General features: G+C 58.8%; 23 protein-coding genes and 1 riboswitch. Of the genes, 17 read left to right on the plus strand and 6 right to left on the minus strand.

The genetic code is table 11. From position 1 onward, the window contains the following. Positions 1–431: 431 nt before the first annotated feature. The 3 genes from AC01YT_RS11235 to AC01YT_RS11245 all read left to right on the plus strand — a co-directional run bounded on the left by AC01YT_RS11235 (position 432) and on the right by AC01YT_RS11245 (position 3139). Positions 432–1454, plus strand: coding sequence for a hypothetical protein (locus AC01YT_RS11235; protein WP_476675491.1), 1023 nt, complete (start codon positions 432–434; stop codon positions 1452–1454). Positions 1455–1819: 365 nt separating this feature from the next. Further along, on the plus strand, positions 1820–2266 hold the full coding sequence (locus AC01YT_RS11240) for a CBS domain-containing protein (RefSeq protein ID WP_315625246.1): 447 nt from the start codon (positions 1820–1822) through the stop codon (positions 2264–2266). Positions 2267–2287: 21 nt separating this feature from the next. Next, positions 2288–3139, plus strand: a complete 852-nt coding sequence (locus AC01YT_RS11245; protein WP_476675493.1) for a sulfite exporter TauE/SafE family protein — start codon at positions 2288–2290, stop codon at positions 3137–3139. Here the strand turns inward: AC01YT_RS11245 and AC01YT_RS11250 are convergent. Then, positions 3112–4329: an MFS transporter gene (locus tag AC01YT_RS11250; RefSeq protein ID WP_476675495.1), complete on the minus strand. Its 1218-nt coding sequence runs from the start codon at positions 4327–4329 to the stop codon at positions 3112–3114. The two genes, AC01YT_RS11245 and AC01YT_RS11250, sit on opposite strands and share 28 nt — an antisense overlap. Continuing rightward, entirely contained in the window at positions 4326–4907 is a 582-nt protein-coding gene (locus AC01YT_RS11255) for a Chromate resistance protein ChrB (protein WP_424912881.1), read from the minus strand. The genes AC01YT_RS11250 and AC01YT_RS11255 overlap by 4 nt, the downstream gene beginning before the upstream one ends. Before the next feature lie 166 nt (positions 4908–5073). Between AC01YT_RS11255 and AC01YT_RS11260 the strand changes: the two genes are divergently transcribed. Genes AC01YT_RS11260 through AC01YT_RS11270 form a run of 3 tightly spaced genes read left to right on the plus strand, consistent with a single transcriptional unit; the run spans position 5074 to position 7961 of the window. Then, positions 5074–5427 (plus strand): hypothetical protein, encoded by a 354-nt coding sequence (locus tag AC01YT_RS11260; RefSeq protein ID WP_424912882.1) that lies wholly within the window; start codon positions 5074–5076, stop codon positions 5425–5427. 4 nt (positions 5428–5431) lie between these two features. Further along, positions 5432–6424 (plus strand): sodium:calcium antiporter, encoded by a 993-nt coding sequence (locus AC01YT_RS11265; protein WP_424912883.1) that lies wholly within the window; start codon positions 5432–5434, stop codon positions 6422–6424. A gap of 46 nt (positions 6425–6470) precedes the next feature. Continuing rightward, complete coding sequence (locus AC01YT_RS11270) at positions 6471–7961, plus strand: serine hydrolase (protein WP_476675499.1); 1491 nt, start codon at positions 6471–6473, stop codon at positions 7959–7961. Between the two features lie 12 nt (positions 7962–7973). Here the strand turns inward: AC01YT_RS11270 and AC01YT_RS11275 are convergent, their stop codons facing one another. Further along, positions 7974–8660: a metal-dependent hydrolase gene (locus AC01YT_RS11275; RefSeq protein ID WP_424912885.1), complete on the minus strand. Its 687-nt coding sequence runs from the start codon at positions 8658–8660 to the stop codon at positions 7974–7976. A gap of 186 nt (positions 8661–8846) precedes the next feature. On the opposite strand from AC01YT_RS11275, the gene AC01YT_RS11280 reads away from it, so the two are divergent. The 9 genes from AC01YT_RS11280 to AC01YT_RS11320 all read left to right on the plus strand — a co-directional run bounded on the left by AC01YT_RS11280 (position 8847) and on the right by AC01YT_RS11320 (position 16398). After that, positions 8847–9581, plus strand: a complete 735-nt coding sequence (locus AC01YT_RS11280; RefSeq protein WP_476675501.1) for a GntR family transcriptional regulator — start codon at positions 8847–8849, stop codon at positions 9579–9581. Positions 9582–9605: 24 nt separating this feature from the next. Next, positions 9606–9890 carry a PTS sugar transporter subunit IIB gene (locus AC01YT_RS11285; RefSeq protein ID WP_315625237.1) on the plus strand — a complete coding sequence of 95 codons (285 nt, stop codon included), beginning with the start codon at positions 9606–9608 and terminating at the stop codon, positions 9888–9890. A 148-nt stretch (positions 9891–10038) separates the two neighbouring features. After that, positions 10039–11334 carry a PTS ascorbate transporter subunit IIC gene (locus AC01YT_RS11290; RefSeq protein WP_476675504.1) on the plus strand — a complete coding sequence of 432 codons (1296 nt, stop codon included), beginning with the start codon at positions 10039–10041 and terminating at the stop codon, positions 11332–11334. A gap of 78 nt (positions 11335–11412) precedes the next feature. Then, positions 11413–12165, plus strand: coding sequence for a sugar isomerase domain-containing protein (locus AC01YT_RS11295; protein ID WP_424913215.1), 753 nt, complete (start codon positions 11413–11415; stop codon positions 12163–12165). 13 nt (positions 12166–12178) lie between these two features. Continuing rightward, a complete protein-coding gene (locus AC01YT_RS11300) occupies positions 12179–12619 on the plus strand; it encodes a PTS sugar transporter subunit IIA (protein ID WP_476675506.1) in 441 nt (146 codons plus the stop codon). A 296-nt stretch (positions 12620–12915) separates the two neighbouring features. Beyond that, positions 12916–14166: a trans-sulfuration enzyme family protein gene (locus AC01YT_RS11305; RefSeq protein WP_476675508.1), complete on the plus strand. Its 1251-nt coding sequence runs from the start codon at positions 12916–12918 to the stop codon at positions 14164–14166. 110 nt (positions 14167–14276) lie between these two features. Then, positions 14277–14720 (plus strand): CBS domain-containing protein, encoded by a 444-nt coding sequence (locus AC01YT_RS11310; protein ID WP_315625231.1) that lies wholly within the window; start codon positions 14277–14279, stop codon positions 14718–14720. A gap of 11 nt (positions 14721–14731) precedes the next feature. Then, positions 14732–15166 carry a CBS domain-containing protein gene (locus AC01YT_RS11315; RefSeq protein WP_424913201.1) on the plus strand — a complete coding sequence of 145 codons (435 nt, stop codon included), beginning with the start codon at positions 14732–14734 and terminating at the stop codon, positions 15164–15166. Beyond that, a complete protein-coding gene (locus AC01YT_RS11320; protein WP_476675511.1) occupies positions 15148–16398 on the plus strand; it encodes a class I SAM-dependent RNA methyltransferase in 1251 nt (416 codons plus the stop codon). The genes AC01YT_RS11315 and AC01YT_RS11320 overlap by 19 nt, the downstream gene beginning before the upstream one ends. Positions 16399–16401: 3 nt before the next feature. On the opposite strand, the gene AC01YT_RS11325 is transcribed toward AC01YT_RS11320, so the two are convergent. The 3 genes from AC01YT_RS11325 to AC01YT_RS11335 are packed head-to-tail and all read right to left on the minus strand — an operon-like array spanning position 16402 to position 19924. After that, on the minus strand, positions 16402–18153 hold the full coding sequence (locus AC01YT_RS11325) for an ABC transporter permease (RefSeq protein WP_476675513.1): 1752 nt from the start codon (positions 18151–18153) through the stop codon (positions 16402–16404). Beyond that, a complete protein-coding gene (locus AC01YT_RS11330; protein ID WP_476675515.1) occupies positions 18129–19259 on the minus strand; it encodes a thiamine ABC transporter substrate-binding protein in 1131 nt (376 codons plus the stop codon). Before AC01YT_RS11330 ends, AC01YT_RS11325 begins: the two co-directional genes overlap by 25 nt. Then, positions 19256–19924, minus strand: coding sequence for a thiamine diphosphokinase (locus AC01YT_RS11335; protein ID WP_476675517.1), 669 nt, complete (start codon positions 19922–19924; stop codon positions 19256–19258). Before AC01YT_RS11335 ends, AC01YT_RS11330 begins: the two co-directional genes overlap by 4 nt. Positions 19925–19982: 58 nt before the next feature. Beyond that, a riboswitch (TPP riboswitch) is annotated at positions 19983–20095 on the minus strand. Positions 20096–20259: 164 nt separating this feature from the next. Here AC01YT_RS11335 and AC01YT_RS11340 point away from each other — a divergent pair. Both AC01YT_RS11340 and AC01YT_RS11345 read left to right on the plus strand, forming a co-directional pair. Then, positions 20260–20448, plus strand: a complete 189-nt coding sequence (locus AC01YT_RS11340) for a GrpB family protein (RefSeq protein WP_476675519.1) — start codon at positions 20260–20262, stop codon at positions 20446–20448. Positions 20449–20503: 55 nt separating this feature from the next. Beyond that, complete coding sequence (locus AC01YT_RS11345; RefSeq protein ID WP_476675521.1) at positions 20504–22285, plus strand: M3 family oligoendopeptidase; 1782 nt, start codon at positions 20504–20506, stop codon at positions 22283–22285. The last annotated feature ends 6 nt before the right edge of the window (positions 22286–22291 follow it).

Genomic DNA, 22291 nt, shown 5'->3' on the forward strand with positions numbered 1-22291 from the left:
AAGAATCTAACCAAAACCCTTGCTTTTTTTACTAACTTGCGTATAATAGGATAAACAAAGTCAAAATATTGACGTCCTTAACAAAATCAAAGGGGCACATCCCTTTTGCAGGCGGCGTTGAAGCGGGAGCGGTGCGCATTGGTCGCCCGCCCAGACCCAAAGTCTGGGCCACCCCCCGCAGAGCCAGTGGCGAAACCGGCCTTTGCTAATTCCTGGGCCGGTTTGTTTATTTAAAATAAAAAACCGGTGCAAAAGGTCCTGTTTATTCGGCGGCGTCGAAGTGCGCAACCCCTAATTTGGTCGCTTACCGGTATCCCGGTGGGAGCGCACAGAGCCAATAGCGAAACCGGCCGGACTCATTCACAAGCGAGAAGGCAATTGTGTAGCCTTTATCGCTCTCTACCATTTTGTCTCTGTTCGGAGGTCTTGCTATGTTGTTCCAAAAGTCACCCATCTTTTACCGTTCGCTGGCCCGCTGGTTTTACTTTCTGGGCGTTGTTACCTTATTGGCAGGGTTAGGCCTGAGCCTGCTGGCATTCCCAGCCAGCGCAACTGCATTGGATACCGCCCGCAAACCCACCAACACTCCCAAACCCACCAAAACCCCAGTGCCAACCAATACCCCTCAACCTAACTATCAACTCAATTTATCTCACATCGCATGTGTGAACGGGCAGGTGGAAATCCACTTCGTCCTGCTCAATGTCCCCAGCGGGATCACGCCCGGTAGCCTCACCTACACGTATAGCGATGGATCAACAACCCATACCGCTACCATCAGTCCCAGCAATCAGACGGGAAATGTCTGGCATTATTACGATTATCAAAGCCCTGGTTACTACAATGTCATCTCGGCATCGGTCACCGTCAACGGGCAAACCGTGACTCTTCACAATCCCGGCGCTTATGCCGGTTCCTACTGCGCCGTCCCGACCAACACGACCTCGCCTACTGTAGAACCAACCCAAGTGACCCCCACCGCGATTACACCAACGGAAGTAACTCCTACTGAGGTCACTCCTACCGAAATCACCCCTACTGAAGTGACTTCTACTCCTACTGAGGTGGTACCTACGGAGGTCATACCAACCGAAGAGACACCCACTGGACCCACACCAACAGATGCTATCCCCACCGAGATTACGGTTCTGCCTCCTGGTGAAACCACAACACCAATGCCCACAGAAACCGCTATCATTCCTCCCACAGGCGATAGCACCCCCACCCCAGACCCGGGCCAGCCCACACAGCCCACAACGCCACCTACCCTACCACCCCCGCCGCCTCCCCCACCTTCTAGCGGTCAGCCCGGCCTGCTCATTCCGGTCACCGGCGCCGATATGACCCAACCCATATCGCCCCTCACATCTTTCCTCATCTTCCTCGGGCTGATCTTCCTTGGCTTGGGCATGCTCACCCACAGCGCCGCCCGCCGCGTGGAAATCCACCGTTAAACCCAAAAAACCTACTATTGCCGCCTGCGAGCCCCTGCCCCGTGCGGGGGCTCGTGCTTCGTAGATGCCAAACCTCTCCCAACCAACCCTTTGTACCTGGTAACCTATAAGATGCGGCAGCATTGACTTATATAACCTTATTTGATACGATTTATCTGCATAAGGGCGCGGATCGCATTGGTACCCCCCTTCCGTCACCTGGACGGCCGGATTGTGTTATGATGATAGTAGTGCGAAATACTGCGCCCGTCTGCACCGCGTTAGCCGTCCTGCGGTGATCTTTGCCCAAATTCTCCGCGCCCGTGGCGCGAATGCGCCATCTTTCTGCCCTCGCTCATCTTATTCCAAACCAGGAGGCCACGTTGATGAATACCGTGCGACACATCCTTCAGGTCAAAGGGGATTACATTTGGTCTATCAGCCCCGAGGCCACCGTTTATGAAGCTCTGCGCATGATGGCCAATAAGGACGTGGGAGCATTGGCCGTTATGGAAGGCGAGCGCCTGGTGGGCATCATCTCCGAACGCGATTACGCGCGCAAGGTCATTTTGCACGGCAAAGCCTCCAAAGACACCCTGGTGCGCGAGATTATGACCACCGAACTTTACCCCGTGCACCCGGATCAAACCGTCGAAGAGTGCATGGAACTGATGACCTACAAGCGCACCCGCTACTTGCCGGTCATGGAAGGCGACCGTCTGCTGGGCATCATTTCCATCGGCGACGTGGTTAAAGATATCATCAGCCGCCAGCGCCGCATTATCAGCACCCTGGAAGATCGCCTTAAAGAGAGCGGTCAGAGCGGGCTCTAAGCCCCACAAGGGAAGCCTAACGTGCCGGCCGGGGAAAATTGGGGCCAACGGGTGGCATGGCAGCGGGCCGCCCTGGCTTTCTTGAGCGCCATCCCTATCGGCTGGGTCGGGGCGCTAATCGGTCTGGGTGGGGCAGAGTTCCGCTTGCCAGTATTGGTTGGGGTATTGGGTTTCCCAAGCCGGCGCGCCGTGCCATTGAACCTGGCCGTCAGTTTTTTGACCCTGGGCATGGCCTTCTTTGTGCGGGGGCGCGTACTGCCGTGGGCACAACTCATCCCCCTATGGCCAATGCTGGGAGCATTGCTGTTGGGCAGCCTGAGCATGGCTTTCTGGGGCACCGGATGGTTGCCCCGCGTGCGCCAACGCCACCTGGAACGCGCCATCTTGATCCTCCTGGCAGCCTTAGGGCTGCTCTTGATCACCGAAGCCTTCTTGCCCCTTACCCGGCCCGGGGGCGGGTTGCCGAGCGGGGTGATCCGTTATGGGATAGCCTTCCTGGCCGGCCTGGGCATTGGCTTGGTCAGCAGTCTGCTCGGTGTAGCCGGTGGTGAATTGATCATCCCCACGCTGGTGATCCTCTTCGGCGTCGAGGTCAAACTGGCCGGCTCAGCCAGCGTGCTCATCGGCCTGCCAACCGTAGCCGTAGGCCTGGCGCGCCACTTGCGGCGAGGGCTCATCAGCCCCCAGGAAGGGCTGCAGGTAATCCTACCGATGGGCCTGGGCACCTTCCTGGGAGCCGGGTTGGCCGGGCCGGTATTAGGGCACATCGCTCCGGTCTCGCTCAAAGTTCTGCTGGGATTGATCCTTCTCTTCTCAGCCTGGCGTGTGTTTCACCCCCACCAGGTTCAGACCGCCACTTCAGGGGAAGTATAAGCGCGTCGTAATAGACCAAACATCACCAGTGCCAGGATTTCGGTCAACGTTACGAAGAGCAAAAGCGCGCTGAGCGAACGCTCGTAAAGGAAGCCCATACTGGCGCCGCTGACAAACCAGGCCGCACCATACAGGGTGTTGAAAATGCCATACGCCGAGGCGCGACGAGCTTTGCCCACCATATCCGCAATGGCCGCTCGCATCACCGTCTCATGCGCCGACATCACCATCCCCCATAACACTGCGCTAAAAAGAGCCAGTGGGATGCTCTGGGAAAAGCCCAGGAAGGGGATTGGCAGAGTCAGCAATGGGATCAGCACCATTCCTTTCAGGCCAATCCGGTCATAAATGCGGCCAATTCCCAGCGCAGCGATGGCATCTACGCCCATGGTCAGGGCATAAAGGTAGGCAATTTGGTTGGGGGAAAACAGGCCACGGGCATTCCAGTGGTAGGAAAGCACGGCAAAGGTAGCAAACCCGGCTACGCTGAATAGGGTAAACAGCGCATAGAACGTGAAGGCGCGCGGCAGGCGCGTGCCGGCCGCATCTGCGGCGCGGGTGTCTTTTTCCAGCCGCTCCGGGGTAGGCACTCGCAAGCGGGCAAAGGCCAAGGTGGCCAGCATCAGGAGGGCTGGGATCCATAACAGGTTGAATCCATCACGGTAGGATTGGCGCACGGCGAAGACCAGCCCAAAGAGCAGCGGCCCGGCCACCCCACCCAGTTGATCCAAGAACTCATGGAGAGCGAAGCCGCGCCCGCGCCCGGTCTGGGCCGTAGCGTGGGAAAGGATGGTATCGCGAGCCGGGGAGCGGATAGCCTTGCCAATGCGCTCCAAGATCAACAACGCGGCAGCCAGTTCCCAGCGGTTGACGAACGCCAATAGCGGGATGCACAGAATCAAGCCGTAGCCGAGGAACGTGGCAGCCCAATAGGCGCGGGTGCGCTCGGCTAAATAACCGCTAACCAGACGCAGCGCATAGCCGAGAAATTCCCCTAGCCCAGAAACGGTGCCAACGATGGCAGCACTGGCACCTAGATAGAGCAGATATGGCCCGGCGACACCGCGCGCCGTTTCATAAGTGACATCCCCCAGCGCGCTGACAAGGCCCAGGATAACAATCAACTGCCAGGAAAGGCGTTGACGTTGAACATCGCTCAGCGTGGTTGTAGACGTGGTTGTGGATTTCATGGTATGGCATCTCCGTCGTTAAGGGTTTGAGATTCGGTATCGGCTGCAGCATTCAGCCCCTCACGAGCATAAACATGACTCACAAAGACGGCAAAGGCCTGATGGCAAGTCTTTAGAGCCGTAGTAGCCTCAACCGAGAGCGCCGCCTCGAAAAAATCGCGTCCCCGTATCTTACCCAGCCAGTGTTCCAATTTCTCCAGGTCTTCCTCAATCTCTTCCATCTCGGCGTAGGTATACTTCCCTTGTTGGCTCTCTTTGGCAATCTCGGCTAAAAAATCTTGGCAACGCTCCAGGAACTCGCGGTATTCCTCATCGCGTTCAGTGCAGAAACGATCACGGATAAGTCCCTCGGCTTCGGCATCTGGGGTCTGTGCCCGAAACAGCCAGGCCTCACCGCCTTGTTGGCGCACCTGGGCGCGTAAATCCTGCAGCCACTGCTCAAGATCGGCGCGCTGCGGTAAGACCCAGACGCCATTCTGGAGTCCAAGGGCACCGACTTGGCGCATCCGACGCCAGACCGTCACCCGCAGGCTGGAAGGGGTCGTCGGCAATTGAGGTAGGAACAGCAGCCAATCCATGGTTTCTCGCGTGAAACAGATGTTGCATATTATATCCCCAAGGTCAAAATGCAACAAGTGTTTCATCCAATCTCGTTTCTGTAAAATCATCTGAGATCAAAAACCGAGGATGGTAGAATCATCTCATCCTACACGTGTAAACCCTCACCTTACAAAGGACTGCCCCATGTACCTGGTGTTGATGGTCGTGGATAACGAAGCCCATGTTGATCCTTTGCTGGCGCGATGGGAGAAGGCCGGCGTCAGCGGAGTGACGATTTTAGAAAGCACCGGTTGGGCACGCCGCAGCCGCAAGCGTCCGCTCGCCTTGCGCTACCTTTACGGCCAGAGCGAATCCCACGAAGCGGTGGGAAACTACACCCTGCTGGCGATAGTGCCGGATGAAGCGATGGCGCGGCGCTGCCTGGAAGAAGCCGAAGCCCTGATCGGTGACCTGAATTTGCCCAACACGGGTGTCTTTGCCGCCTGGCCACTGGCACTGGCTAAAGGCATCCCCTCATCCCCCACCGCCGAGGACTAAACCGATGGTTTGGATCATCTTCCTCGTCAGTGCGGGGATCATCGTTTTAGCCGCGGTGCGCCTGGCGGAGTACGGGGATGCCATTGCCCTACGCACCGGGCTGGGACGACTGTTCGTTGGCGTGATCCTGATCGCAGCCGCCACCTCACTGCCCGAGGTATTAACTACGGTCAACGCCATTACCCAAGGCGAAGCCAACCTGGCTGCCGGCAATCTCTTAGGCAGTAATATGTTCAACATGGCGCTGCTGGCGATCTTAGATCTGGCCTTCCGCAAACGGCGTATCCTGCGCAACGCCGCGCTCAAACATGCCCTCTCCGGCAGCCTGGCCGTCCTCTTGATCGGATTGGTAACCTTCTTCATCTTAGCCGATATTCCTTGGCGAATTGGCTGGGTGGGCGGCGACAGTTTGGTCATCATGCTGGGCTACCTGCTAGCCGTGCGGCTACTTCAACGCCATCAGCATGTTGCTTCGGGCGTCACCATTACCGCCGAAGAGATACCGCCCGGCACGCCCAGCCTGGGGATAGCCCTCTTTGGCTTCGGGTTGGCCACTGCTGCGCTGGTTTACGTGACACCCTGGCTGGTGCGCAGCAGTGCCGAGATCGCCATCATCACCGGTTTGGGCAGCACCTTCATCGGCACCACGTTGGTGGCTTTAGTAACGTCGCTGCCCGAACTGGTCACCACCGTTTCTGCTGCGCGCCTGGGTGCCGATGATATGGCCATCGGCAATCTCTTCGGCAGTAACCTGTTCAACATGTTTGCCCTGGGCCTGGGCGATTTATTCTATACTTCCGGCCGCTTCTTGGGTGTGATTGACCCCGCCTTTGTGCTGGTCGGATTGCTCGGTCTCATTTTAACGGCCCTAGCCCTGGTGGGTAACCTGATTCGGCTAGAACGGCGCTGGGGTATGCTGGAAGCCGATGCCTTGCTCATTGGGGTGATTTATCTGGCCGGGCTGTGGTTGCTTTACCAGCGTGGAATCACGCCTTAACTTCTCTGGTAAAATTGCTGCGGCTTAACGATTGGAGGCACCTGCATTGCGAAGAAACACAAGTCCGATCATCCTGCGCTGGGTTTCAATGGTGCTCATCCTGTTGGCCGTGTTGCTCACGGTCATTCAATTGGTACGCTTCAGCCGCCTGCGTGAAACGTTCCCGGCTGGAACCCGCATCGCTGGCGTGCCGGTGGGGGGGCTGGACCGCCAGCAAGCCGCCCAACGCCTGACCCAAATCTACGGCCTGCCGGTGGAATTACGTTATGGTGAGGCGATTATCCAGCTGCGTCCCTCGCAGGTGGATTTCCGCCCTGATCTGGAAGGCATGTTGGCCGCGGCAGAGCAGCAACGCCAAAGCGGACAATCCTTCTGGGCCGCGTTTTGGGACTTCCTCTGGGGGCGACAACCTCGTGCCGTTGACATTCCCCTGCGCGCCACCTATTCTCAAGCCCGCCTGCGTGCATTCCTCGAAAACGAGGTTGCCGCCCGCTACGATCAACCCCCTACCCCCGCCGAGCCGATCCCGGGTAGCACCACGTTTAATCCGGGCAAACCGGGCACGGTGATGGACGTGGAACGCACGCTGACCTTGGTGGACGCTGCCCTGCGCAGTCCCACTCGCCGTACGCTGAACGTCGTCTTCGCTCAAACCGCACCACCGCGGCCCTCGTTCCAAAACCTGGAAGTTATGTTACGCCAGGTGTTGAGCACGAACAACTTCGACGGCGTGGCTGAGATTTACCTCCTCGACCTGCAAAACGGCCAAGAATTAGATCTGGCCTATGCCTATGGCCAAAAAGTGGCACCAGGCATTGCCTTCACCGCCGCCAGCACGATGAAAATCCCCATTATGATCTCGGTCTTCCGCCGCTTAGAGGAGCCCTTACCGGCGGAAATCACCAGCCTGATGGAGGCAATGATTGAATTCTCGGAGAATGACCCGGCCGATCGCCTGATGGAGCAGGTCATGGACAAAAACCTTGGCCCGCTGATGGTCACCGAGGATATCCGTGCCCTGGGGCTGGAAAACACCTTCCTGGCTGGCTTTTTCTACCCTGGCGCGCCTCTGCTCCAACGCATCCAGACACCCGCCAACCAGCGTACCGATGTCTCTACCGACCCCGACCCCTACAACCAGACCACGGCGATGGATGCCGGCATGCTGCTGGGGGATATTTACCAGTGCGCTCAAACCGGCGGGGGCACCTTTGCTGCCGCGTTCCCGGGGCAGATCACCCAAAGCGAGTGCCGCCTGATGATCAACTACCTGGCACGCAATCGCATTGCCGTGCTGATTGAAGCCGGTTTGCCCGAGGGCACCCAAATTGCCCACAAGCACGGTTGGGTAACCGACCCGCGCGACGGGCTGATTCACACCATCAGCGACGCTGGCATCGTCTACACCCCTGGCGGCAACTATGTACTCGTGATTTTCCTCTACCACCCGGTTCAGTTGCTATTCGATCCGGCCAACCTGCTCATCGCCAACCTGAGCCAGGCCGTGTATAACTTCTACAACCTCGGCGGGCGTTGACCCGGCATGGCCTCAAGACAGGGCAAACGACTCGCCCGGTCGTAGCAGGTGCACCTTCGCGGTCGTCTCTTGCTCTACCCGCTGCGCCCAGGCTCGGGCGTCTTGGGCTATCAGGTTGAAGGTGTCGTAGTGAATCGGAATCACATGCTTGGGTTGGAGCAATTTGACCGCGCGCAGGGCATCTTCGGGGCCCATGGTGTAGTTATCGCCTATCGGCAGAACGGCCAGGTCAAGGCCCTCTTCACCGATCAGCCGCATATCGCCAAATAGCCCCGTATCGCCGGCGATATAGACCTTCTTCCCCTCGGGAGTGGTTAGCAGGAAACCAGCCGGGTTTCCGCCATAAGAACCATCGGGCAGGGCCGAGCCGTGCAACGCCTGGGTCAATTTGAGATAGCCAAAGGGATGGCGATGCCCGCCACCGATGTGCTGAGCGTGGGTCTTGACGCCTTTGGCCGCCAGCCAGTTGCAGATCTCAAAATTGCTGATGACCAGCGCTCCGGTGCGTTTGGCAATCGCTACCGTATCGCCGACATGATCCCCGTGCCCGTGACTGACCAGAATAAACTGGGCTCTTACCTTATCGGCTGTGGTGCTGGCAGCGGGGTTGCCGCTGAAAAACGGATCCACCAGAACATCATAATCGCCGATTTTCAAACCCAATGTCGCATGACCGTACCAGGTAAGCGTTAGACTCATGGCACACCTCCAAAGAGAAATAGGTTGAGCCCGGAAAACGCTCTCTATGCCATATATTAACCAAGACATGGGGGATTTGCAAACCACACTTCGGGTTCTCAATCCTTACAGGTAACGACTTAAACCTTAAAAAATTTTGACAACGCACTAAGAATCCTGTATAGTCTATAGTGGTATAGACCAGGTATGACCAGAATGGATATCAACGCCAAAAGTCCCATTCCTCTCTACATCCAATTGAAAGAACTGCTAGTGCGCCAGATCCGGCGGGGCGAACTGCACCCCCATGACCGCCTGCCCTCAGAGCGCGAATTAAGCGAACGCTACGGCATCAGCCGCATGACGGTGCGCCAGGCCCTGCAGCTGTTGGTCAAGGAAGGTGTGCTCTACACCGCAGCCGGTAAGGGCACCTACGTTAGCGAGGTGCTCTTCAAACAGGATCACGCGCTGACCGGCTTTTCGGAGCAGATGCAACGGGCTAATTTGCAAGCCTCCAGCCGCGTCCTGGAAGCCACGGTTATCCCCGCTTCACCCCACATCGCCGGTAAATTGGAAATCCCGATTCACAGCGGCGTGGTTCTGCTCAAGCGGTTGCGTCTGGCCAATGAGAAACCCGTCGCCATTGAGACCGCTTACCTGCCGCAAAACTTGTGCCCGAATCTCTTGCAGCATGACTTCTCGCACGAATCTCTCTACGCCGTCCTACGCGAAGAGTATGGTTTGGTTCCGGCTTCAGCCATTCAGGTCGTTGAAGCGGCGCTGGCTAACGTGGAAGAAGCACGATTGCTGGAATTGCACCCGCCAGCAGCCGTATTACGCATGGAACGGGTGACCCGCACCCCACAAAATATAGTCATCGAGTATGTGGAATCGGTTTATCGGGGTGACCGCTACAAGTTCTATGCCCATCTGCAGGCATAATCCTAACCTTTGGGAGGGCTGATCATGCTCACAATCTTGACTGTTTGCGGCGTTGGTATGGGAAGCAGCCTGCTTCTCCGCATGTACACCGAAGATGTGCTCAAAGAATTGGGGGTTGAAGCCCAAGTGCAAGCCTCAGATGCCACCCAGGCCCGCGGGGCCCGCGTTGACCTGATTCTGACCTCGCCGGCACTGGTGCCGGTCTGCTCGGGTGGGCATGCACCGGTGCGAGCGATCAAATCCTTTGTGAACAAAGATGAAATCCGCAGCGTATTAACCGAATTTCTAAAAGAAAAAGGGTTGATTTAGGGAGGAGGCGAACACCCTAGTGGAAAGGAGGTGATTCTAGCGACACCAAGGAAGATGTAATTATCATTCCACTCGTTTAGGGGGGGATCGGTTCATCGTTTATGATCAACATCCAATTTCATCCGCGTCCTTTTGGGAGGAGGATTCCATGGATACTCTAATTACAATAGCCCAATTTATCGCCGATAACATTTTCAGCCAGCCGGCAATTCTGGTCGGTCTAATTGCCATGATCGGCTTGCTGGTGCAAAAGAAGCCTTTCAGCGACGTCGTCACTGGCACCATCAAGACTGCTGTGGGTTTCCTGATCATGTCACGCGGCGCAGGGATTGTGGTTGAGGCGCTTAATAATTTCACCCCTATTCTTCAAAGCGCTTTCGGCCTGCCTCAGGTTGAATTGGGGGGAATGGGCCTAGACAAACTCATCGCCACTTACGGTGGCGCCGCCAGCCTGATCATGGCATTTGGGTTCATCATTCATGTCTTGTTAGCACGCTTCACAAAATTCAAATATATTTACCTGACCGGCCACCTGATGTTCTGGATCGCGCTGGTGTTGGTGGCGATCATGCTGGAAATCAACCCCAATATCTCCATGTTCACCATGGTCGCCGTGGGGTCGGTCATCATTGCCCTCTACTGGACTTTCCAGCCGGCCTACATCCAGCCCTGGATGCGAAAAGTCACTGGTACAGACGAATTAGCGCTAGGGCATACCTCTTCTAGCGGCGCGTTCCTCTCCGCAGTGTTGGGTAAGTACGTAGGCAAGCCCGAGAACAGCACCGAAAAACTGACCCTGCCCAAGTGGCTGACCTTCTTCCGCGATGTGACGGTTGCCACGGGTGTGGTCATCGCCATTGTGGTCGTTATTGCGGCACTGGCCGCCGGCCCGGCCGCCGTGGCCGATAAGGCAGGTGGGTTGAACTACATTGTGTACGCCGTCCTGCAGGGTCTGGTCTTCGCTGTTGGTATCACTGTGCTCCTGGTCGGTGTGCGCATGGTGCTGGGTGAGATTATCCCTGCCTTCCGTGGGATCGCCTTGCGCATTGTCCCCAACGCCAAGCCCGCGTTGGACTGCCCCATCGTCTTTGATTATGCGCCTACCGCGGTGCTCTTTGGTTTCCTCTCGGCCTTCGTCGTGTTCATTATCCTGATGGTGACCTTCGGCGCTCTGGGATGGGCCGTGATCGTGCCCCCGATGATCATGCTTTTCTTCCCCGGTGGTACTTGTGGTGTCTTCGGTAACTCTACCGGTGGGGTGCGCGGTGCCATCTTAGGCGGTGCCATCAATGGTCTGTTCCTGGCCATCGGGCAGGCTATCACCATGCCCATGCTAAGCACCACAGCACCGCAACTAGCCCAACTGGCTGATCCCGACTGGTACATCATTATCTGGGTCTTCAAGCCCTTACTGTCGTTGATCCTGCCGCTCTTTGGTGGATAGTCGAGGTTAGCACAACCGGCGGTCGGGTAACGCAAAACCCGACCGCCTCAACTAGTTTGCGTGGAGGGAAGGCGTTATATGGATTGTTCTTCAGGAATCGAGCGTTATTTCGAAACCGTGGTTCACACTCTTGAGATCGTGCGCCAGGCCGAGGCCACAACCATGGCCCAGGTCGCTGAACGGATCACAGCCTCACTGGTAGAGGGTGGGGTACTGCACATCTTCGGCGCCGGGCATGCCCACTTGCTGGCCGAGGAGATCAGTTACCGCGCCGGCGGGTTGGTGCCGGTCAACCCGATCCTGGACATCGGCTACACACTGATGGCAAACCCACCCTCGCGTACCACAGCCCTAGAGCGCCTGGAGGGGTATGCCCGCACCCTCATGGACGGTTATGATCTCCGCCCGGGCGAGGTGTTGATCGTCTTCTCGCAATCCGGGATCAACCCCGGCCCGGTAGAAGTGGCGCTATGTGGTAAGGAGAAGGGATTGACCGTTGTGGCAATCACCTCGCTGACCCAATCGCGTGCTCAAGCCAGCCGCCATTCCAGCGGCAAACGCCTCTTTGAGATTGCCGATTTTGTCATTGATACCCACATCCCCCCCGGCGATGCTGCGGTTGAGATTGCACCCAACTTACCCCGGGTTTCACCACTCTCCACCGTAGTGGGCGCTGCCATACTACAAGCGTTGGTGGCCGAGGTGGCAACGCGTTGGTACCAGACCCAGGGTACTCCCCCGCCGGTGTGGATGTCGGCCAACCTACCGGAAGGCGACCGCTACAACCAGCAGTGGATTGCCAAGTTCCCTAGCCGCCGCAAGACTTTCTAGGGGGATCCGCGCCATGTTCACCCCCGAGACCATAGCCCTGCGTGTGCCAGCAACCAACTGGGAAGAGGCCGTGCGCGCCGCCGGTCAGTTACTGGTCGCAAGCGGCGCTGCCGAACCCAGATATATTGACGGAATGATCCGCACCGTGCGCGAACTCGGCCCCTATATTGTCATAGCGCCCGGCGTTGCCCTGCCCCACGCACGCCCCGAAGAAGGCGCCTTACGCGAGGGCTATGCGCTGATCACGCTGACTCAACCCATTGCGTTCGGCAACCCGGATAATGACCCGGTGCAGGTCGTTATCGCCTTCTGTGCCCCGGATGCCTCGGCCCACCTGGAAAGCCTGCGCGTCCTGGCCGAACGCCTGGGTCAAGCGGATTTTGTCCCGCGCTTGTTAGCGGCAAAGTCGGTAGAAGAGGCACTGGTCTATCTTGCGGGCGATATCCAATATTAATCCGGGATTGCTCTCAAATTGCCTATTGACATTTTCCGCATTCCGCCTATAATCAGGCGCAAGAGGTTACGATTAAGACCATGAGTATCCAATTCGCAAGCGCTGCGTTATCCATTCTAATGGCCATGGGCATGATGATGGCGATGGTCATGCGCCGCTTTTCCCGGCAGGCAGCGCTTGCGGAGGGAAAAGTGATCTGACACCTTATCCCTGAAACGCAAGTGGAGTCAACCAACGGGCTGCCTGCCAACGTAGGCAGCCCGTTTCGTTTATCCCTAATCTCTGGAGGTGATCCCATGACCCAAGTTTCCCCATCCCCTGCCGCAGTATCCACCCTGGAAGATGCCCCCACGGCTTCGGAATGGGGCGAATCCACCTGTGCCATCCATGCCGGGAGCGAGCGCTGTAAGCCCTACCATGCCCTCATCGAGCCCCTGGTGCAGACAGCGACCTACACCTTTCGTAACAGCCAGGAAGTGGTGGCCTATCAAGACGCCCATGCGCGTGGCCTGCCCACCGATCGCCTGGAGTACGGGCGCTACGGCAACCCCACCGTGGCCGCCTGCGAGGCGCGCGTGGCCGCATTGGAGCACGCCGAAGCCGCGATCCAATTTGCCTCGGGCATGGCGGCCATCACTACCACCCTGTTGGCCCTCTTGCGCCAGGGCGACCACCTCATCATGACCGATGATTGCTACCGCCGCACACGTCAGTTTTGCCTGGAAACCCTGCCCCGCTTTGGAATTGAAACCACCGTCGTGCCATTGGGGGACTACGGAGCCCTGGAAGCAGCCATCCGCCCTAATACTCGCTTGCTCCTCTCGGAAACCCCAACCAATCCCTATCTGCGCATCCTGGATGTGGAACGCTTTGGCGCAATTGCCCGCCGCCATCATCTGATCAGCGTGGTGGATAGCACCTTCGCTACGCCCTTCAACCTGCGTCCATTGGACTGGGGCATAGATCTGGTGATTCACTCTGCCACCAAATATCTGGGCGGGCACAACGACCTACTGGCCGGGTTTGTGGTCGGCAGCACCGATTGGGTAACCCCCGTGCGCGAGCTGCATAACATCCTTGGCGCGACCCCCGACCCCCATAATGCCTACCTTCTGTTGCGTGGCCTTAAAACGCTCAGCCTGCGCGTAGCGCGCCACAATGAAAACGGCCAGCGGGTAGCCGAGTTCCTGGCCGGGCATCCCGAAGTGGAGCAAGTGTGGTACCCCGGTCTACCCTCACACCCCGACTATGCCGTGGCCCAGGCCCAGATGAAAGGCTTCGGCGGCGTGGTCTCGTTCACCGTACGGGGTGATCTCTGGCGCACGGCACGCTTCATTGACCGCCTGCAGATCCCCTATATCTCGCCCTCGCTGGGGGGGACGGAGAGCCTGGTCATTCAGCCGGCCCTGATGTCGTACTATGATGTGCCACCTGAACAACGCCGCCGCCTGGGCATTCGTGACAACCTGGTGCGCCTCTCGTTGGGGCTGGAGGACGCCGATGACTTGATTACCGACCTGCGCCAGGCATTGGACGGCCTGGAATAAGACAAAACCGACAAATTTCATTCGGTTCGCCATAAAACTTGACAAAGCGCCACTTTTGTTGATAATCAATGTAAAGTTGGCTCGACCCCACGCGATGGAGGAACGCAGCGATGGCGATTGTCAAGAATTTACTCGATAACAAAGGCCGCCAGGTCTGGTCAGTGACGCCACAAACCCCCTTGCGCGAGACGCTGAAACTGATGGCCGAGAAGAACATCGGCGCGGTGCTGGTGCTGGAGGAGGGCAAAATTGTGGGCATCTTCTCCGAACGCGATTATGCCCGTTATGCCGCCAGCCGCGAATCGCTTTTGCTGGATGAGCCGGTGGGTAACTTCATGACCCGCTCGGTGTATTACGTCAGTCCCCAGCAGACCGTGGAAGAATGCATGGCGCTGATGACCGCCAAGCACATTCGTCACCTACCAGTGTTGGAAGGCGATCAACTCGTCGGCGTGATCTCCATTGGCGATGTGGTCAAGCAGTTGCTGGAAGAAAAAGAGATTACCATCCAGAGTTTGGAAAACTACATTCGTGGCCGCACGCACACCATTTAAGGGTAGCGATCATGACCTCGGTACGCCAGTTGCTTGAAGGAAAAGCCTGCCAGGTGTGGTACGTCACCCCCTCGTCAAGCATTCAGGAAGCGCTAAAACTGATGGCCGAAAAGCACATCGGTGCAGTGGTCGTAGTTGAGGGAGGTAAGATTGTCGGTATCTTCTCCGAGCGCGATTTTGCCCGCCAGGCAATCGGTGGGCGCACCACCATGCAAACCCCGGTGCGCGAGATCATGGTTTCACCGGTCTATTACGTCACGCCGGATCAGACGGTCGAGGATTGCATGGCACTGATGACCCAGCATCGCTTTCGCCACCTACCTGTACTGGAAGGGGAACAATTAATCGGGATCATCTCGATTGGGGATGTGGTCAAGCGCTTACTGATGGAGAAAGACGCCGAAATCAAAAGCCTGGAAGACTACATTTGGGTCAACATGATCTAAACCACGCCGTTTATGAGGTGGATCTGCTCGCCCCGGCTCATGGCGGCGTGTGCCTGGGCCGCCTGCCGGATGGGCGCGCGGTTTTTGTGCCCTTTGCCTTGCCCGGCGAGCGGGTGCGGGTGCGCCTGGTCGAGCGCAAACGCACCTACGCCCGAGCCGAACTACTGGACGTCGTGCAGCCTGCCCCTCAGCGAATTGCGCCGCGCTGTCCTCATTATGGCCTCTGCGGCGGTTGCCACTACCAGCACACCGATTACACCACCCAATGCGCGCTTAAAGAAACGATCTTGCGTGAGCAACTTCAGCGCCTGGCTGGCATCTCCGAACCGCCGCTACGCCCCATCGTGCCCTCCCCCCAGCCCTGGAACTACCGCAATACGGTGCAATTCCACCTCGATGCCCAGGGACGTCTGGGCTACCACCGCGCCGATTCGCATCAGGTGGTGGCGATTCAGGAATGCCACCTGCCCGAGCCAGTGCTCAACCAGGTCTGGCCGCAGTTGGAGTTTGAACCCCTGCTCGGCCTGGAACGGGTGGAATTACGCGTGGGCAGCGGAGAAGAGGTGCTCTTGATCCTGGAAAGTCGCGATCCGCAGCCACCGGAGTTCAGCGTGGACTTTCCGCTTTCAGCTGTCCATCTCAGCCCCGCCGGGACGATTGTGCTGGCCGGTGAGGATTATCTGGTGATGGAAGTACTGGGGCGCCCCTTCAAGGTCTCTGCCCCGTCGTTCTTTCAGGTCAACACGGCCCAAGCAGCGGCCATGGTGCAGCACCTGCTGGACATCCTGCCCCTGACGCCCCAGAGCACCCTGCTGGATGTCTATTGTGGGGTGGGATTGTTCACCGCCTTCCTCGCTCCGAAGGTGGGGCGCTGCCTGGGGGTGGAAGTTTCCCCCAGCGCCTGCGAGGATTTTGCAGTTAACCTGGATGAATTCGACCATGTGGCGCTTTACCAGGGGGCCGCCGAAGAGGTCCTGCCCTGGCTGGACGTACACCCAGACGTGGTAGTGGTAGATCCACCGCGTGCCGGCATGGCACCCGCTGCCCTGCAAGCGCTGATCCGCTTGGGGCCAATATATCTGGCCTATGTCTCATGCGATCCGGCCACCTTGGCGCGTGACCTACGGCAGTTGATTGCCGCGGGCTACCAGCTGATCCAGATCACCCCCTTTGACCTCTTTCCCCAAACCTACCACATTGAGAGCATCAGTTTGCTGGTGCGCGCGGCCTGAAACTCACCAGGTCTGCGGCCAGCCCGGCAGGCGCAGGCGTTCGATCACCGCCACGCCCAGCCCACACAATGCCATGAGAATCGTGGACATCGCTAACGCCTGACCGTAATTCAACGCTCCCGGTTGGGAAATGAACCGGTAAATCGCAACCGGCACGGTCGGATATTCCGGACGCACCAGGAACATGGTCGCACCAAACTCGCCCAGCGAGGCGGTGAACGCAAATACGGCCGCCACGATCACCGCGCGCAGGACGATCGGAAAATCCACCTCCCACCACACCCGCCAGGGTGAAGCGCCCAACACCGCCGCGGCCTGGCGCAGATTGGTCGGGATGGCGGCCAGTGCCGGCTGCAGGGTTCGCACCACGAAGGGCAACGCCACCAGGGTATGTGCAATGGGAATCATGAGCGGAAAATCGCGTGCCACCAAAGGCGGACGATTGAAGACCACGATGAATCCCAATCCCAGGGTTACCGCCGAGGTGCCCAGTGGGAGCATGAGCAGCGGATCCAGCCAGCGCGGCGGGCGGCGTAACCGCGTCATCGCTGCGGCAGTCAGCCCCCCCAGGCTGAGCGCCAGCGCCATCGTCGCCCCGGCATAAAGCAGCGAGTTGCGTGCGGCTTGAATCGGAGGCACGTAAAAATAGGAGCCGCGGCGGTTAATGAAGAGTTCGCGGTAATAATCCAGCGTCAGGCCGGGGGTCACCATCCCGCGCTCGCCTCGCGCGGCTTCCAGGCGGGCTACCGAACGCAACGGCAGTGCTGCCATGGGTAAGAGCAGTAGCACACCCAACACCCCCACCATTCCGACGACGAAGGCGCGCTCGCCCGGCGTTTGCGGTGAGTGCAAGCCCTCCCCCTGCACCCGTGGCGTCACCGGGACGTTAACCTGTGCCGCCACACGCTGGTAGAGCAGAAGGAAGATCAAGGTGCAGGCCAGTTGCACCACCGAGAGCAAGCCAGCCAGGGGTAAGTTGAGCATTTGCAGGGCTTGCAGGTAGATTTCCACTTCCAGCGTGGCGAAGCGCGGCCCACCCAGCAGCAAAATAACGCCAAAACTGGTGAAATCGAATAAAAACACCAACAGGGTCGCCGCTAGGATCGCCGGACGGAGCAGGGGCAGGGTGACCTCCCACAACGTGCGCCAGGGCGATGCCCCCAACGCCCGCGCCGCCTGTTCCAGGCGTGGGTCAAGTTGGGCCCAGGCGCTTCCGACCACGCGCAGGATGATGGTGGTGTTGTAGAAAACATGCGCCAGTAAAATCGCCCCCAGCGAGTGCATCAAGCGGATCGGGGGCTCGCTCAGCCCCAACGCCTGCATCAGCAGCACGTTAAGCCAGCCGCGCGGCCCGATCAGCGCATTGAAACCGGCGGCCACGACGACCGTGGGCAGGATGAACGGCAAAGTGGTCAAGACGCGCAACCAACCCTTACCCCGAAAGGTGAAGCGTCCGAAAAGATACGCCCCAGGCAGGCCGACCAGCAATGTCAGCACGGTGGAAAGGCCAGCCTGCCAGAGCGTGAAGCGGAGCGGGCGCCACAGGCGCGCCCCCAGCCCGGCGGCGAGGCCCTCGCGGAGTAGGGCCTCACCGGCCAGGCTCAGAATGCTGAACAATGGGGTGACGTAGAAGATTAACAGGAAGAGCAATGGGGGCAGCCACAGCACCAGCGTAGGCCAAAACGTCCGGCGCGCGGCGGTTTTCCCTATCGGATAAGGCATCGTGCCGCTCACCGCAGCACCGTCTCCGTCCAAGCCTCGATCCAGGCCTCCCGTTTTTCGGCGATCAGGTTTGGATCCAGCGTCGCCGGTTTTTCGGGAATCTGGGCATACTTTACAAAGGCTTCAGGCAGTTGTGCCTGGCGGTTAACCGGAAAGACGAACATCTGCAACGGCATATCTTCCTGAAAACGGCGATCCAGCATGTAATCCACCCATTTCTCGGCCAGAGCGCGCTGGGAGGTGCCTTTGAGAATGCCCACAAACTCGATCTGGCGGAAGCAGGTGTCCGGTGCGACGATGGACGCCGTAGGCGCCTCATCCAATGGCTGTTCGGCAAAGATCACCTCGGCCGGCGGGCTGGAACCGTACGAAACCACCATCGGCTGTGGCCCCTTGCCCGATGAGCCGCTGAAGTTGGTGTAGTAGGCCGTCTCCCAATCGTTGACCACAACCACGCCGTTCTCACGCAACCCCTTCCAGAAGTCCAGATAGCCCGGATCGCCGAAATGGGCAATGGTAGCCATCAGGAACGCTAGGCCAGGCGACGACGTGGCCGGATTTTCCACCACCAGCAAGCCCTTATATTCAGGTTTAAGCAGGTCTTCCAGCGATTGCGGTACGGGCAGGTTGCGCTCGGCGAAATAGCGCTTATCGTAGTTGATACACACATCGCCGTAATCCACCGGCAAGACGCGATACTCAGGATCGAGGATGAACTCAGGGGGGATATTTTCCAGCAAAGGCGAGCGGTAGGGCTCAAAGAGGTCTTCTTTCAGCGCTCGTGAGAGGAAGGTGTTATCCACCCCGTAGAGCACATCCGCCAGAGGCGCATTTTTGGTCAGGATGGCCTGACTGAGCATGGCACCGGTATCACCGCTGGGCAAAATGACCAATTTAACGTTGTACTGGCGCTCAAACTCAGCGATGACCTCTTCGCTGGCGGCGAACGAATCGTGGGTCATGATGCGCAATTCGGTCGGCGCCGCCGGGGTGGGCGAAGCGGCAGGGGGTGCCGTGGGCTCAACCGGCACGGTTGCCGCGGGGGGCGCGGCGGGCGTCGTTGGGGCAGCCGGCGCACAGGCCGCCAAGATGAGCGCGAGCAGGAAGAATACAGACAGACGTAACATTAAGACTTTCATCCAACACCTCCATTATGGGTTTGGGGGGAGCGGTGGGTGTGGATGCAGAGGAGCAAGCCGTGATCCAGCCGCACCGTGGCCTGCGGGGCGATCAGTTCGTTGCTGATGCCGCGGGTGCGCTCCGGGTACAGCGTCTCACCCCGCAGGGGGTACCGCAACCCCTGGGTGATGATGCCGTGCGCCGGACCAGCGAGGGGGAGCAACGAAACCGTCTCCCCTGGTTCGCCCGTGAGGGTCGCCTGGTCGCGGATGAGAAAAACTTCCTGTGCACCATCCTCCAAGCGCACATCACAGATGGCCAGTTCCGGCAGCATGAGCAAAAAAAGGTTGCCCAGGGTCTGATCCAGGCGTCCGCCGAGCGCCGCCACCACGCGGATGGTGCGATAGCCGGCCCGCGCTACCCACAAAAGCGCCAATTCCAGGTCGGTCTCGTTCTTCTCCGCTGGGTAGCGTTCGATGCGCACTCCCCGCGCCTGTAGCTCGGCCAGGTGCTCCGCCGTCACCGAATCCAGATCGCCAATGAGTAGATGCGGATAGCGCCCCAGACGGCGTACATGCGCGAGACCACCATCGGCAGCGACCAGGAAATCCTGGGGCTGCAGCCAGGCCGCAACCGCGGTAGGGTTTGGGAGTTCGCCGTTGGCAAAGATCACGGCACGCGTCATTCGATGTGCTCCAAAAACGCCCGCCCTCCAAGCGGGGCGGAGGGCGGGAAAATGAGCGATAACTTCGTGCTATCGTCCCTCCGCCGGCATTACCCGGATCAGGTTCTGCGGGTCGAGGGCTGGACGGCCCTCCTCTCAGCCCGGCCTCACCGGGCTCCCCGTTGTCTGCACCTAGTATAGCCAGAAAGAAAGGAAAAGTCAAATGGTTTTATCACGTTCCCGGAAGCCGTCTCGGGAAACCATGGGCTCACATTCTACCTGCCGGCTAAAGCCCATTCATGCCCTCGAGGTGATAGAATAGGCGAAATCCACAAGTTTTGCCTTAAGGTTCCCCTATGTCTCCCGAGATTCTCCCCTACCAAGCCGAATGGCCGCAACGCTTTGCCGCCTTGGCCGAAACCCTGCGCCAAGCCCTGAGCAATCTGGTCTTACGGATTGATCACATCGGCTCGACTGCCGTACCAGGACTGGCCGCCGAAGAATGGGCAGCGACAACCGGCTGGCAACCCGCCGATTCTTGGTAAAATAAAAACATTACCCCATCATCGTTTGTGAGCTCCCTGGATCGAGGTTACCCCCATGACGGATGCCGTCTTTACCCAAACCCGCTGGTCACTGGATGACCTGTTCCCCGGCCCCCAAAGCCCGGAACTGGAAACCGCCTTTCAACAACTGGAAACACAAACCGCAGCGCTTGAAGCCCTGCGCCCCACCTTACGCGAGGATCTGCCTGAGAGCGAATTTCAGGCCATCCTGGATCGGATTGAGCGCCTCCATGACCTGGCATCCCGCCTTTACGGCTATGCCAACCTGCTGTTCAGTGAAGACACCCGCAACACCACCGCACAAACCCTGGTGGCGCGGGTGGAACAATTCCTGGCCGAACTGGCCAACCGCACCCTGTTCTTTGAACTGTGGTGGAAGGCTCTACCGGATGCCGCCGCAGAACGACTGCTGGCCGCCTCCGCTGACCGGCGCTACTGGTTAGAGACCCTGCGCCGCTTCCGTTCCCACACCCTCAGCGAACCGGAAGAGAAGATCATCAACCTCAAAAATGTGACTGGATCGAGCGCCCTCCAGCGCCTCTATGAATCCATCACCAGCCGCTATGTGTTCAAACTGATCGTAGATGGTGAAGAGAAAGCGCTCACCCGCGACGCGCTGATGACCTACGCCCGCGGCCCTAACCCCGATCTGCGCGCCGCTGCTTACCGTGAACTCTACCGCGTTTACGGCGAGGAGGCCCCCATCCTGGCGCAAATCTATCAAGCCATCGTGCGGGATTGGTACAACGAGCAAGTCACCCTGCGCAAGCACCCCAGCCCAATTTCCGCCCGCAATAAGATGAACGACCTGCCAGATGAGGTTGTAGACACGTTACTTGAGGTGTGCCGTGCCAATACCGAGGTCTTCCGCCGCTTCTTCCGCCTTAAGGCGCGCTGGTTGGGCGTGGACCGCCTGCGTCGTTATGACATTTATGCGCCGGTCACCCAGGCCGATAAACTCTATCCTTTCGAGCAGGCAGCATGGTTGGTTTTAGACGCCTTTGAGGCATTCGAGCCGCGCATTGCCCGCCTGGCCCAGCGCGTGTTTGAGCAGAAACACCTCGATTCCGAGATCCGCCACGGCAAACGCGGCGGAGCATTTTGCTGGAGCGCGGTGCCCGGCCTGACCCCCTGGGTGCTGACCAACTACAACGGGCGTGCGCACGATGTCGCTACCCTGGCGCACGAATTGGGCCACGCTATCCATTCCATGCTGGCCGAGCACCACAGCGTGCTCACGTTCCATGCCACGTTGCCCCTGGCTGAGACCGCCTCGACCTTCGGCGAGATGCTGTTGGTGGATCGCTTGCTCAATGAAGAGCCGGACGAAGCCGTGCGCGCGGATTTGCTCTTCCGCCAGATGGACGATGCCTACGGCACGATTCAACGTCAGGCCTTCTTTGCCCTCTTTGAACGCCAGGCGCACGAGATGATCCGCCAGGACGCCGCGCTGGAAGACCTGGCTGCAGCTTACCTGGAGAACCTGCGCGCGCAGTTCGGGGATGCCGTCGAACTGAGCGAGGAATTCAAATGGGAGTGGGTCTCCATCCCGCATTTTTACGAAGCTCCCTTCTACGTCTATGCCTACGCCTTTGGGCAATTGCTGGTGCTCTCGCTTTATCAACAATACCGGCGCGAAGGGGCATCCTTCCGCCCACGTTATCTGCGCATCTTGGAAGCCGGTGGTGCCAAAGCCCCGATTCAGATATTGAATGAGGCCGGGGTGGATGTCACCCAAGCCGCCTTTTGGCAAGGCGGGTTTGACGTCCTGAGCGATCTGGTCGCACAGTTAGAAGCCTTGCCTCTCCCGGCCTAGGGAGAC

It is taken from the genome of Thermanaerothrix sp. (assembly GCF_056331585.1).

What these genes read in the sequence shown, in the direction of transcription:
- AC01YT_RS11235 (WP_476675491.1), top strand. Translation starts at nt 432, where the DNA reads ATGTTGTTCCAAAAGTCACCCATCTTTTACCGTTCGCTGGCCCGCTGG.
- AC01YT_RS11240 (WP_315625246.1), top strand. Translation starts at nt 1,820, where the DNA reads ATGAATACCGTGCGACACATCCTTCAGGTCAAAGGGGATTACATTTGG.
- AC01YT_RS11250 (WP_476675495.1), bottom strand. Translation starts at nt 4,329, where the DNA reads ATGAAATCCACAACCACGTCTACAACCACGCTGAGCGATGTTCAACGT.
- AC01YT_RS11255 (WP_424912881.1), bottom strand. Translation starts at nt 4,907, where the DNA reads ATGGATTGGCTGCTGTTCCTACCTCAATTGCCGACGACCCCTTCCAGC.
- AC01YT_RS11260 (WP_424912882.1), top strand. Translation starts at nt 5,074, where the DNA reads ATGTACCTGGTGTTGATGGTCGTGGATAACGAAGCCCATGTTGATCCT.
- AC01YT_RS11265 (WP_424912883.1), top strand. Translation starts at nt 5,432, where the DNA reads ATGGTTTGGATCATCTTCCTCGTCAGTGCGGGGATCATCGTTTTAGCC.
- AC01YT_RS11275 (WP_424912885.1), bottom strand. Translation starts at nt 8,660, where the DNA reads ATGAGTCTAACGCTTACCTGGTACGGTCATGCGACATTGGGTTTGAAA.
- AC01YT_RS11280 (WP_476675501.1), top strand. Translation starts at nt 8,847, where the DNA reads ATGACCAGAATGGATATCAACGCCAAAAGTCCCATTCCTCTCTACATC.
- AC01YT_RS11285 (WP_315625237.1), top strand. Translation starts at nt 9,606, where the DNA reads ATGCTCACAATCTTGACTGTTTGCGGCGTTGGTATGGGAAGCAGCCTG.
- AC01YT_RS11290 (WP_476675504.1), top strand. Translation starts at nt 10,039, where the DNA reads ATGGATACTCTAATTACAATAGCCCAATTTATCGCCGATAACATTTTC.
- AC01YT_RS11295 (WP_424913215.1), top strand. Translation starts at nt 11,413, where the DNA reads ATGGATTGTTCTTCAGGAATCGAGCGTTATTTCGAAACCGTGGTTCAC.
- AC01YT_RS11300 (WP_476675506.1), top strand. Translation starts at nt 12,179, where the DNA reads ATGTTCACCCCCGAGACCATAGCCCTGCGTGTGCCAGCAACCAACTGG.
- AC01YT_RS11305 (WP_476675508.1), top strand. Translation starts at nt 12,916, where the DNA reads ATGACCCAAGTTTCCCCATCCCCTGCCGCAGTATCCACCCTGGAAGAT.
- AC01YT_RS11310 (WP_315625231.1), top strand. Translation starts at nt 14,277, where the DNA reads ATGGCGATTGTCAAGAATTTACTCGATAACAAAGGCCGCCAGGTCTGG.
- AC01YT_RS11315 (WP_424913201.1), top strand. Translation starts at nt 14,732, where the DNA reads ATGACCTCGGTACGCCAGTTGCTTGAAGGAAAAGCCTGCCAGGTGTGG.
- AC01YT_RS11330 (WP_476675515.1), bottom strand. Translation starts at nt 19,259, where the DNA reads ATGAAAGTCTTAATGTTACGTCTGTCTGTATTCTTCCTGCTCGCGCTC.
- AC01YT_RS11335 (WP_476675517.1), bottom strand. Translation starts at nt 19,924, where the DNA reads ATGACGCGTGCCGTGATCTTTGCCAACGGCGAACTCCCAAACCCTACC.
- AC01YT_RS11340 (WP_476675519.1), top strand. Translation starts at nt 20,260, where the DNA reads ATGTCTCCCGAGATTCTCCCCTACCAAGCCGAATGGCCGCAACGCTTT.
- AC01YT_RS11345 (WP_476675521.1), top strand. Translation starts at nt 20,504, where the DNA reads ATGACGGATGCCGTCTTTACCCAAACCCGCTGGTCACTGGATGACCTG.